This is a genomic window from Nostoc sp. 106C (assembly GCF_002154725.1).
Taxonomy (GTDB): domain Bacteria; phylum Cyanobacteriota; class Cyanobacteriia; order Cyanobacteriales; family Nostocaceae; genus Aulosira.
On sequence record NZ_MTAW01000147.1, the window covers coordinates 77866 to 90244 of the forward strand.

At 39.3% G+C, this 12379-nt stretch carries 11 protein-coding genes; 2 read left to right on the plus strand and 9 right to left on the minus strand.

Annotation, left to right across the window (positions count from 1 at the left end; translation table 11 throughout):
• Positions 1–42 precede the first annotated feature (42 nt).
• Positions 43–246, plus strand: a complete 204-nt coding sequence (locus tag BV375_RS23025) for a hypothetical protein (protein WP_086764672.1) — start codon at positions 43–45, stop codon at positions 244–246.
• Positions 247–355: 109 nt separating this feature from the next.
• On the opposite strand, the gene BV375_RS23030 is transcribed toward BV375_RS23025, so the two are convergent.
• The 5 genes from BV375_RS23030 to BV375_RS23050 all read right to left on the minus strand — a co-directional run bounded on the left by BV375_RS23030 (position 356) and on the right by BV375_RS23050 (position 6927).
• Positions 356–1297 (minus strand): GNAT family N-acetyltransferase, encoded by a 942-nt coding sequence (locus BV375_RS23030; RefSeq protein ID WP_086764675.1) that lies wholly within the window; start codon positions 1295–1297, stop codon positions 356–358.
• On the minus strand, positions 1294–3939 hold the full coding sequence (locus BV375_RS23035; protein ID WP_086764678.1) for an MASE1 domain-containing protein: 2646 nt from the start codon (positions 3937–3939) through the stop codon (positions 1294–1296). The genes BV375_RS23030 and BV375_RS23035 overlap by 4 nt, the downstream gene beginning before the upstream one ends.
• A gap of 447 nt (positions 3940–4386) precedes the next feature.
• The gene (locus BV375_RS23040; protein WP_086764681.1) at positions 4387–5319 is read right to left on the minus strand and encodes a GUN4 domain-containing protein; all 933 of its coding nucleotides are present in this window, start codon (positions 5317–5319) and stop codon (positions 4387–4389) included.
• Between the two features lie 63 nt (positions 5320–5382).
• Positions 5383–6021: a hypothetical protein gene (locus BV375_RS23045; protein ID WP_086764684.1), complete on the minus strand. Its 639-nt coding sequence runs from the start codon at positions 6019–6021 to the stop codon at positions 5383–5385.
• Between the two features lie 18 nt (positions 6022–6039).
• Positions 6040–6927 (minus strand): hypothetical protein, encoded by an 888-nt coding sequence (locus BV375_RS23050; RefSeq protein WP_086764687.1) that lies wholly within the window; start codon positions 6925–6927, stop codon positions 6040–6042.
• A gap of 244 nt (positions 6928–7171) precedes the next feature.
• Here BV375_RS23050 and BV375_RS23055 point away from each other — a divergent pair, with 244 nt between their 5' ends.
• On the plus strand, positions 7172–8080 hold the full coding sequence (locus BV375_RS23055; RefSeq protein WP_086764689.1) for a hypothetical protein: 909 nt from the start codon (positions 7172–7174) through the stop codon (positions 8078–8080).
• 84 nt (positions 8081–8164) lie between these two features.
• On the opposite strand, the gene ychF is transcribed toward BV375_RS23055, so the two are convergent.
• The 4 genes from ychF to BV375_RS23075 all read right to left on the minus strand — a co-directional run bounded on the left by ychF (position 8165) and on the right by BV375_RS23075 (position 11488).
• Complete coding sequence (gene ychF / locus BV375_RS23060; RefSeq protein ID WP_086764692.1) at positions 8165–9256, minus strand: redox-regulated ATPase YchF; 1092 nt, start codon at positions 9254–9256, stop codon at positions 8165–8167.
• A 43-nt stretch (positions 9257–9299) separates the two neighbouring features.
• The gene (locus BV375_RS23065; RefSeq protein WP_086764695.1) at positions 9300–9521 is read right to left on the minus strand and encodes a hypothetical protein; all 222 of its coding nucleotides are present in this window, start codon (positions 9519–9521) and stop codon (positions 9300–9302) included.
• A gap of 454 nt (positions 9522–9975) precedes the next feature.
• A complete protein-coding gene (glp, locus tag BV375_RS23070) occupies positions 9976–11214 on the minus strand; it encodes a gephyrin-like molybdotransferase Glp (RefSeq protein ID WP_086764698.1) in 1239 nt (412 codons plus the stop codon).
• 28 nt (positions 11215–11242) lie between these two features.
• The gene (locus BV375_RS23075) at positions 11243–11488 is read right to left on the minus strand and encodes a hypothetical protein (protein ID WP_086764701.1); all 246 of its coding nucleotides are present in this window, start codon (positions 11486–11488) and stop codon (positions 11243–11245) included.
• Positions 11489–12379 lie beyond the last annotated feature (891 nt).

The window sequence follows — 12379 nt, forward strand, 5'->3', positions numbered from 1 at the left end:
TTCACCAGAATTTTCTTCCCTGCTATTAAGTACGTTAATTTTTTGCAGGTCGATGCAATTCAATTACAAGTCGATGCAATTCGATTGCAGACCAATGCAACTCAATTACAAGTTGATGCAACTCTATTGCAGGTCGATGCAACTCTATTGCAGACCAATGCAACTCTATTGCAGGTTGATGCTGCTGAATATAAAGCGTCTAGTAGAGAGGAGGAACGAAGTTGGCGGAGCCTTCCCGTAGGGTAGCAATCGCAAAAACTATGGGATTATTGCGATTACTTTGCTCCGTTATCGCTGCGCTCGTAATGACAATTACAAATACATTGGTTGCACTCTTGTTGAAAATTAATCTTGCCTATCGCCAATCATCAAGTGCAAAAACATCTGGGCGATTATATCCTGGTTCATTCGGTCTATGCATTGCCACGCCAATGATTTCACTACGATAACCACGAGCGATCGTTCTGCGGTAAGCTTCGTCACGGCTAGTATTAACCCCAGCAACTAACTTTGACATTCCTTGGGTTACAGCTAAGTTTTCACATATATCTAATAACTGCTCAAAACGTTCCCCAGCATTAGTTCCTGATCGCACTGCTCCAAATTTGACAAAGCAAGTATTACTACCTGCTTCCGTACCTGCGCCATAGTGACAAACTGCAAATCCTGCCAAGCCGATATCATCCCAAAACAAAACTGTATCGCCCAGTGCTTGCTGTTGAACTGTCTGAATTTGCTTTGTTAAATCTAATCCTTCGTAAATGGTATCAGTGAGTTGGTAACTGGCTTTGAGAAATTCAGCACGTTCATCTTCATTTAATTGGGAGTATCTGATTCCTTGGGGTATCACCTGAAATGGCTGCACTGACTTTGCCATAATAGGAGTCAAAAAACGTAAATGGAAACCAAATTTTTGATAGAGTACGTGATGCTTGGGACTGGTAGCAAAAGTATATAGTCCAGCCAACCGAGTATGCCATTGTGTAAAACAAGCGATCGCAGGTTCTATGAGTTGTTGACCAACTTTTTGCTGCCAAAAATCAGGATGAACAGTTAACGGGCCAAAATACCCAAAACTTACCCAATTAGTTACTAAGTTAGAACCGATTAATTTTCCATCCACCTCAGCCGCAAATGCTGCATTTGGATCGGTGTGCCAACGATGCTGGATATATGCAGCATCTCCAGCAAACTGGGTTGGTTCTGGTAGCCCCACAAAAGTGCCAAAAGCCAACCGAAAAATGTGGTCAGCTTCTGCTAATTCATTCGCTTGTAATAAACGGATAGAAATGTTCATTTTGATGCTAAAACTTGTGCTGTTGCTTTTAATAATTCTTCCAAATCAATAGGTTTAGCTAAATGCATCTGAAACCCGGCTGCAAGTGCCTTTTTTTGGTTAACTTCTCCAGCATAAGCAGTCAGAGCGATCGCGGGAATTTCTCCTCCTTTTTCTGGTGGCATAGCTCGAATTAAACGTATGAACATATAGCCATCTATTCCTGGCATTCCAATATCACTTAATAGTAAATCGGGAGGGGATTTTGCTATGCTTTCTAAGCCTTCGCCTGCTGAATTTACCGCCGTTACAGATGCTCCTAAACCTTCGAGCATCATAGTCAATAATTCATCTGTATCGTTATCATCATCTACAACTAAAATACGTAGCCCTGCTAAATTAACAGAATTATTACAGTCCATACTATTTTGAATTATTTGTGGTGATTCGGCTATCAATGGTAATTTGACAGTAAATGTTGCCCCCATACCTTCTCCCTGGCTTTGGGCTTGTACAGTTCCACCATGCAGTTCTGTTAGATGACGCACAATAGCTAGTCCTAATCCCAAACCGCCAAATTGCCGATTACTTTTGCTGTCAGCTTGGCGGAAATATTCAAATACATGGGGCAGAAATTCTGCGCTAATTCCCTTGCCATGATCTTGAACTTGAATTAATGCATAAGAGTCTAGTCGTTCTAATCGCACTTCTATTTGCCCTCCTGATGGAGTAAATTTAACTGCGTTAGAAAGTAAGTTCCAAACTATTTGTTGAAGACGCGCTGCATCTCCTGAAACAAATCCTATTTGGCGATCAAATGAAGTTTTAATTTGAATATTTTTAGCTTCTAATGCTAAATGCATTGTCTCCAAAGCCGCTTCAATAACGTTAACTAAGTTGAGGGGCTGGATATTTAAGACGATTTTCCCTTGCTGAATGCGAGAGACATCTAACAAGTCTTCAATTAGTTGAATTTGTAACTTTGCATTGCGCTCTATAGTTTCGATTCCCTGAAGCAGCTTTTCTCCCTGAAATTTGTGGGACTTTAGTAACGTTGCCCAACCTAAAATCGGATTGAGTGGAGTACGCAATTCATGAGAAAGGACTGCGAGAAATTCATCCTTAAGTCGGTTTGCGGTTTCCGCTTCAGTACGTGCAGCTTGCTCTCGTGCTAGTAACTGTTCTCGCTCTACTTCTGCTTGCTTGCGCTCGGTGATGTTTCTAAAAAAGATGCCTAAACCATCTTCAGATGGGTAAGCATGAAGTTCAAACCACTTATTGTAAGGTTCGTAGAATGCCTCAAAGTGGACAGATACCTCTTCACTAAATGCTCGACGATATTGTCTCTCAAACTCTGTACCTTTACTAGCTGGCCACTGTTCCCAAAAATTTTTACCAATGAGTTCTTCTGGCTCTAAGTCTGTATTTTTTGCTGCTTGCCTATTTATATAAGTAATTTGCCAGTCTCGATTAATGGCAAAAAAAGCATCACTCATGCTTTCCAGAATATTAGCCAGACGTTGACGCAAAGCTTGCTCGCGATGGAGCAATTCATCTTTGTCACGATTAGATTCTTCAAGACGAGCATTGGTTTCTACAAGTGAATGATTAAGTTGAATGAGTTTTTCCGATAGTTCGGCACGAGCTTGATATTCTCCAAGCCTGACTCTTTCCACAGCTAGCGCTACTTGAATCTTGGCCCTTTCTGTAATTGCAGTTCCCACTAGCAAGCTAACAGCACACTGCACTAGTAAACTCAGCTTGTGAACGTGTAAAACTTCCGGTGGTACAGGAAAGCTGGGTAATAAGATAGCGTTAGGATAGGCCACTAAATAAAAGAATAGGGTCACTAGTACGCAGAAACTAGAGATTACCATCCCGCTAGTAATCCCAAAGCGACTTGCTGCCCACAAAACCGGAACAAAGCTCAAAAATGACAATTGTTGAAATCTAAAAGTTTTGTTGTTAGTTTCCGCAACTGTAAGAGCTGCGATCGCAACACAAAGTAGTAGTATGATGCTAATTTCTACAAAGAATTGACGAGACTGCTTGAAGGTGACAGCATTAAACGTAGAATCTGATGTATTTGAATTGCGTAACCAGCCCCAAGCTTGTAGGTAGGGAGTTAGTACCAGCAGAGCAGTAGGCGTAATTGCCATGACTCCAATAGCATTGCCCAACCACCAATGAGGAATATTTTGAGTCAGGCTATCAACTGGCATTTTCCCTACAGCTACCAAGGCGAAATTACCAACTACAGCTAAGGTAGCCGAGGCTGCTAAAGGTACGCTTAATGTAAAAATTGCAGCATCTCGGAAGCTATTAAATCTAAGTGAACCCTGCCAAAAACGACGGTAGAGCAACCAAGCAATTAAAGGTTCTATGCTATCGAGTAAACTAATTAGCTGCTCCCAACCATTCAACCCCCAAAACTGCGACATCAGTAAAGATGCGATCGCCGTTAGGACGATACCATAGGGGCCTAACCAAAAAGTTAGAGCGATCGCCACACCTGATGGCGGAAACCATAAGGATACCCCAGGCTGAATTCGGTAGATCAGGGCCATTTTATGAGCCAAAATTAAGGCTAATAACCCTACTAACGAAACAACAAGCCATCGTCGCATGGGTGCAATAGTATGAGAGCCTGGCACGCGTTGCATAATTGCAGAGTGATTTTAGATTAATAGGGAACTTTATGCTTCAATAAATGCAGTCGCAATGATTATAAATGGTTTTAACGCCTCCTCTGCTTTATGGCTATATAGAGTTTGATGTTGAAAATCTACCAGATTAAGATAATTATTTTTTATTAGATATTTTCTGTTTACAAACTTGCCCTGTAATTATTCAATAACTATGTGAGGATTTTGTGAGCAAAGTCGTTCATCTCAAAATACTTGCTTGCAAATGAGAGATGAATCCCAAATTACTAGGCATAGTACGTACTGTATTTGAAGAAGTTATAATTAATATTACTTAAAAATATAAGTTACTCAGGAACGTATAGTATTTGCCTGTGTTTCCCCAGAACAAAATCTGCGTTTAATCGTAGCCTTGCAATCAAACGGCGAATTCATCACTACAACAGCGCCGTATCTTATCTTTACTTAGTATCGTGATAAAAAACGTTTGAGTCTGTGTGGAATTTCCCCAGGATTACGATAACCTAAACCCAGTAACCTAACTGTATATGGAAGATGTCCTTCTGGAGCGTCAAGACTAAAAATAGCCTCTTCGTATCTACGCCATTCACTGTTGACAAGATTTACCAGCCAACCAACGCGATCGCCAAAGCGTTTAAAATCTTCTTTAGAATCTTGCCATATTTGTTTTTGAACACTAAAACCAAATTTGCTATCACTATATTTTATCCAAAGGTTGTTAATAATTCGCAAGTCATGGCGTTGCAATCGCTTAATTTCTCCATCGTCTAACCAACTTTCTTCTTCTCGTTCAGATATTCTCAGCATATAGATATAGGTTTCTTTATCCGCTTCCTGCCATTTATTTTCGGCTAACAAATCCCGCAATTTACTGTAGTTTATACCCGAAGTAGGAGATACAAGGGTTAATTCAGCTTCCAGTTGAGAAAATTGCGATCGCAAACTTGATAAAGATTCTAAAATATCCTTTTGTGAATCACTTTCAGGAAATGCTGGATTTTTTTGAAGATGCAATAATTGCGATAATTGTCCTTTAAGTTGTGCTAATTCTTCAATAATCTGAAAATTTATAGTTGATTCAGGTAGATTATCTTTAAAGTTTTGGATTCTAGTCTGAGCATCATTAGCAACTTTTTCAGCTTCTATTGCAGTTCTTTCAGCAGATTCAAGCTTTTCTTTGGTAAGTTGAACTTCGGATTTCAATGAATGTATTTCTGTTTGAAAATTCTGAATGCTTGATTCTAAAATTTGGATATTACTAGCTTTTATATTTTTTAACTCTTCTTGTAACTCCTCTTTTGCACGGCTGAGTTCTTCTATTGCTCTTTCGTAGTATCCTAATGGCGTTTTCCAGTCACCAACATCAATATTATTCATAAAAACCTTTCTTACTTTTTATATGACAAAATATAACTATGATAATGTTAGATAATTACAATATTAGGGTCTTAGCTTATCTGCTGCTCCAACTCTCACAGTATGATGCCATATATCACCACGTTGCCATACACAGTATGTATCGTATCTTCCATCCTTCATATAGTGAAATCTCATCCAATGTTGATCATCTCTTGCTTGTAATAATGATGCAGCTTTAACCCGAATATCGTCATGCCATGTATCATCAATTCTCCAAACTTGTAAACAATGATGATTGACACTATCAAGTTGACGAAATCTTATCCAATTTTTATCATCTTTCCCACGTAACATTAGGGCTTTATGAGCAACAATTGAACCATTTTTAATACCATCTTTGACAGAAGCAATTTCTGTAATAGCAGAGTCGGCGTACTTTTGTATTTTTATTAACGAATTTTCTATGACTTGTTTAGTATTTTTTAAGTCTGCTTTTGTAGTTTCTAGTTCTTGTTTAGTCGCTTTAAGTTCTGCTTGTGTAGCCTCTAGTTCTTGTTTAGTAGCTTTAAGTTCTGCTTTCAAATTTGCATAATCAGACTGAATTTCCCTAATATTCTGTAATTCTGCTTGTAATTCCTCCTGTGTGCGTCTTAATTCCTCTATCGCTGTTTCGTAATATCCTAAAGGCGTTTTCCAGTCTCTTGAATCAGTTTTATTCATAAAAAACCTATAATTAATTTATTTACTTGTCAAAAAGTTTTGTGAATGCTGAGGCTTTAATAAGGAATCTTCTGTATGAGCATAATCTCTCCTCGTTTTTCTCCAAAACTCACATAATAAACCATACTTTAGCCAGTCTTCAATAGCTCGTCTTTTCAATTCTGGGGATCTTTTAACTAAAGCAGCCATTCTCGCTGCATTTAGTTGAAGTTGTCCATAAGTTTTTAATACTTCATCTATTGAACTCTTCTCACTTAATTTGCTTAGTTCATAGCATTGATTTAATTCATAAAGCTCAACGTCAGATAGCATAGCACCAGACTTCATACCTATATTTAACCTCTGCCTACATTTATCAAAAGGGTTCGGTAGAGTATGAGCCGTATACTTTTTGAATTCATTCCGAATTGCTTCTATATTTCTCTCTATCATTATGTCTATGTTATCTAATAATTGATTTGCATCTTGAAAAAATTTGTCTTCTAAAATATTAATTTCATCAATAATATTTTGAAAACTTGCTTCTGTCTGACTCAAAGCTTTCATTACAGCCAAAGAAATTTGATTTATTCTATTTTCTACATAAGCATCAACTTCACCAACAGTCTCTCTTACATCTCTGAGAGCCGATTCACGTATTTCATCAATTTCTTGAAGATTTTTCTTAAGTTTCTGATCGGCATTATCTAGCAGAGACTCAATATCAGCTTTTACCTGAGTTTTTAATTGCTCAGTTTGTTTTATTCGTTGTTCAGCTATATAGTCTAGCTTGTCAGCTAAAGGGTTAACTTTTTTATCAAACAATTCGTTTATTTCTTTGCTGCTCAATTTCACAAAATCCCGTGAAACCTTCTTTGCTGAACGCTCTAACTTTTTAACAAAACCACCAAAAATCCATCCCAGCATTGTGCATCATTCCTGAAGTGATTGTTTACTGGTATACAGTCTCAAAAATAACATCCTTAAAAAAATGTGTCGAGTAGTTAGAAAGTTTTAAATAATTAAGTACAATTTCGGATGCTATTGATATATATGATTACTAAAAGTTACTTACTAATATGGCGCGATCGCTTGGATTTGATATGATTGAGCATCGGTTAATACTCTCTCTTACTGATACTCATTTATGCGCCTGTCAGCATTAATCAATATGCCGCGATTTTTAAAGTTAATTGTAAATATAGTAATCTTGGGAGCGTTGTTATTTTGCACCCAGCGAGTTTGGGCACAAGATTGGCGTCCAGTTCGAGGTGGTATCCCTTTTGGTATAAGTGGTATGGCTCTTGTTGAGCAACAAAGCAATTCCCTAAATTTTCTTATTGTCCATGACAATAAAAAACCTAATCAAGGTCGTCTAGCAATTATTCGTATCAAAGGTAAAAATCAACCTGAATATTTTGCATTGAACTGGCCAAGTAAGGCAGAACTACCAAATGATTTAGAGGCGTTAACATCTATTCCCGGAACTAACAATACTTCTTTTATAGCCTTAAGTAGTTCAGGAAAAGCGTATTATATTAAATTAGAGTCTGATAAAAAAACTATCTCAGTTATCAAAGAATTTAGTCTACCAGTATTTCCCCAAGGTAGTAATTTTGAGGCATTTTCCCTACAAGATATAGATGGTAAATTAGTTGCTGTTTGGGCGCATCGAGGTGAAGCAGAACAGCCAGCAACTCTTTATTGGGGATTGCTTGACCTGGCTAAATATCAAATCATTCTTACAAGTTCTACCAATCTAAAAGTACCATTTCCTACTGGTAATGTTCGTCATATTTCGGATATAAAAGTAGACCCGACGGGAGTTGTATTTATTAGTGCAGCCAGCGATCCTGGAGATGATGGACCCTTTCAATCAGCTGTATATATTGCTGGTTCTCTGGGATATCGTGGTAACAAAATAGTATTCAAGCAAAATCCTCAACTTGTACCGCTTTACCGTTCTGACTACCACAAAATTGAAGGGATAGAACTTGTTCCTGGCGCAGAAGGCGGTGTAATTGTTGCTACTGATGATGAAAATTTTGGTTCTTCTGTGTACATTGTCGGTGGAGAATGAAAAACCGCCGATGAATACAGATAAACGCCGATAAATCATCTGCGTTTATCGGCGTTTATCGGCGGTCAAATATTTACATTTCTACTACACATTAAATCGGAATAACATCACATCGCCTTCTTTGACAATATATTCTTTGCCTTCACTTCTCACTAATCCTTTTTCCTTCGCAGCATTCATTGAACCAGTCGCTACTAAATCATCATAAGCAACGGTTTCAGCGCGAATAAATCCCCGTTCAAAATCAGAGTGAATTACACCGGCTGCTTGCGGTGCAGACATTCCTGCGTGAATTGTCCAAGCGCGGGTTTCTTTAGGTCCACTGGTAAAATATGTCCGCAAGCCTAACAGGGTGTAAGTAGCACGAATCAAAGATTTTAAACCGCCTTCTTCTACACCTAAAGATGCAAGGAAATCAGCTTTATCTTCTTCTGGTAATTCCACCAGTTCGGCTTCTACTTGGGCGGAAACTATGACGACTTGAGCATTTTCGCTAGATGCTATTTGCCGCACTTTCTCGACAAAATCATTACCAGTTGCTAAGTCATCCTCAGAAACATTAGCAGCGTAAATAATTGGTTTATTTGTCAGCAGTCCTAACCCTTTAATAATCTCTGCTTCTTCTTCAGTTAAACTCACCTGTCGAACTGATTTACCTTCATTTAAAGCAGCAGCTAATTTTTCTAAAACTGTGACTTCAAATTGTGCATCTTTACTAGTACGTGCTTGTTTGCGGGTGCGGTCAATTCGGCGCTCAATTTGTGCTAAATCTGATAAACCAAGCTCTAAATTAATGATTTCAATATCTCGTGCTGGGTCAACAGAACCAGCGACGTGAATAATATCATCATTTTCAAAACAACGCACCACATGAACAATTGCATCTACTTCCCGGATGTGAGACAGAAATTGATTTCCTAGTCCCTCACCCTGGCTTGCACCTTTAACCAAACCGGCAATATCGACAAACTCAACACGTGCTGGGATAATTTGTGCTGAACCGGCAATGTTTGAGAGAACATTTAAGCGCTCATCTGGTACTGCGACAACGCCGACATTTGGTTCAATGGTGCAAAAAGGGAAGTTAGCTGCTTCGGCTTTGGCGTTAGCAACCACAGCATTAAATAAAGTAGATTTACCGACGTTGGGAAGTCCGACAATTCCGGCTCGTAGCATTTTAAATTTTAGATTTTGGCTTACCTTACATTACCAAGATAATTCAAACAGGTTCAGGAATTGTTTGGGGTATTGGTTCTGGAACTGTTTGCGGAATCGGCCCTGGTACAGGCTGGGGAATAGGCGCAGGTACGGGTTCGGGTACAGGCCCTGGTACAGGCTGGGGAATGCTTGGCCCTGGGATAGGTTCAGGACTGGGTAAAGGATTTGGCCCAGGATTGGGAATTTGAGGTTCTGGTATAGAAATAGCAGTAGGTTTAATCATGGAAAGTCTAAATTAAATTATTCGACCTTCCCAACCTAGATGACAACTTAAGCTGCTGACATCTTCCTAAATGGTCATTTGTCAATAGTCAATGGTCATTGGTTAGCACAAGTTTAATTATTTTAGCGAATGCGATCGCACTGCCAACTACGCTCAATTTTTCCATCCCCACAACAGATAAATCCTTGCTTTGCTGCCTACCCGCCAGAGAATCAATTCTCTGACTAATAGCTATACGGAAGTTTTTTAAGGTAAAGAAGCTGAAATCAGTGAATCTGAAATAAAAAGCTAATACGATTAGTGACAAGTTAAGGAAAAGCAGGATTTGTCAAGGGGAGAGGAAAAAGGGATAAATCAAGGGGTTGAGATATCAGATACAGCAGAATTCAATTGCCTGCAAAGAAAAGTCTGGGTCGAGGCTCTCTCAACCCTTGCAAACTTTTGTAGTCTATTTTTACAACAATGTTTGTAAAACTTGCACCTCTTCACCTGGAGAAATTAAAGTTTTCCCCACAGGAATAACAGCTAAGGCATCGGTTTGAGCTAGGTTAATTAAATTGCCAGAACTGTGACTACCAGCAGCTTTGTGAAACTCATAAATGCCATCAATTAACTGTAATTTACCCCAAACATAAGTTTCGCGCTTGCCATCCGATCGCAATTCTTGATGCGATCGCACTTTCACAAATGCTGTTTCCCAACCGTCAGCCAATCCAGAAAGTTTTTTAATTACTGGCTGCACAAATCGCAAAAAAGTCACCAACACAGCCGCCGGGTTTCCAGGTAAACCAAAGTAGAGTGCTGAGTTGTGAGTGGAAAAGGTAGCGACAGTCAGGGGTTTTCCTGGCCTCATAGCCACAGCACGGATATGAATTTTTGCTCCTAGTTTTTCTAGAATTTGGTCAACATAATCATAATCCCCTACGGAAACCCCACCAGAGGAGATAACTATATCCGCGTTGGCTATAGCGTAGGCGATCGTTTTCTCAAGATCTGCTGGCTCATCCTTAACAATGCCTAACATTAATGGTTCTGCACCACTCTGTTTTACCAAAGCAGCGATCGCATATCCATTGGAATCGACAATTTGCCCTGCTGCTAGAGGTTGATCAAGCGTTACTAACTCATCACCTGTAGAAAATATTGCTACACGGGGACGACGGTAAACACTAAGTTGGGAAGACTGGGCTGCTGCTAACACAGCAATTTCTGCGGCATTTAATTTAATTCCTGCTGGTAATAATTGTGCCCCAGCTTGGTAAAAAGATGCTTTGTGCCTGACAAATTCTTGTGGTTGTGGTGCAGCGAGGATATAGACGTGGTTTTCTTCTGGCCTTGTTCTCTCTTGCATGACTACAGTATCGGCACCCTTAGGCATCACTGCACCTGTAAAAATTCGTGCAGCTTGACCCTGTTGAATTGTAGACTGGGGCTGATATCCCGCAGGAATTTCCTCCACAATTTCCAAAACTGCTGGCTGTTCGATGCTACAGTGCTGCACATCTGAGTAACGCACTGCATAACCATCCATTGCCGAATTATCCCAATGGGGAAAGTCCAGTTTGCTGGTGACAGGTGTGGCGAGAATTCGACCATCAGCTGCTACTAAATCTACAACTTCTGTATCACCCTGGTTATTTAGTGGCTGCACTAAATTTAAAATAACTGCTTCTGTATCGCTGACTGATAACATAGCGATCGCCTGGTATTAAAGCTATTCTTTACATTGTCACACTAGCTATTTCCTTAGTGCAGCAAGCTTGCAGCAACCATCTATTAGATTGCTGATCTAGCGCTGGTAAGACACGAAAATTAAAAACATCCTGCCATACTTCCACCCCATGCTGGGCGATCAGGATTGTTTGCAGTTCTCTAAACTGCTGGTAATCACGGTCATTAATGGCACTTAACATGGGAATGATTGTGCTAACTGAGATCTGTGCAGCTTTTGTGCGGATAAATTTCATTTTCGGTAATCCTCTAAAATACAAATAATTTACATAAGTGATGATTTTCACCTACTACGTTCTTTGGCTTTTGGTAAGTATTTCACAGATCGATTCTGTATTAGTTGACCAGATCTCATTTGTAATTTTGGTCTTTGTGGTTGGTTTTCCTTAATCATGCTGTTTAACTGAGTTGCTTTTTTTCGTTTTTTGAACACCCAGGCAGGAGCTAACCGCTCACTTCAATATTAAGCATATTTGCAATATTTTATTCCGTATACCTAAATAAAAATACTTAATTAATCTGGATATTTTGAAAGAATACCCTAAAAATCTTACACCTCCTCTGCTCTAAGGCAGTGAGTGTAGTGGGTTCAGCACTGCTTTAAGATTGGCTTCAGCCTACTGCGACTTAGAGTTTGTAGATATAAGACGTGGAGCTGCTTATAGCAAAGGGTAGCTATATTGGTTCAGAAGGTAGAAGGAACCCACGTTTAAAAGTGTGGAATTGAAGTCAGACCGGAAGCGGAGCAGCTCCGGCTTTACGCTGTTTTTCTCGCGCCTCGCGTCTCGAAACACTTCTTTTTTTGACTGGGCTTTAGACCCAGAATTAAAGTTTTGATTGATATTCCCAGCCTTCTGCCGTCTGCTCTCGTCCCTCTACCTTTCTTTATAAAAATGTATTATTTAATACTATTTGTTAAATATATACTGTTGAAAACCAACTATTTCTTCTGGTGCCACATTTTTAGAACCAACAAACAGATATTCCTATAAAAGTTGGGTGGGGAAAGGATGTACAGAAGGGTAAACCCAACTGCACACTTACTAAATCAGTAAGTAAGTAGGCACGAAAAAACCAAACTATGTGAAGATAAGTAAATACGGAGAATGTATCTACCGAGGTAACAA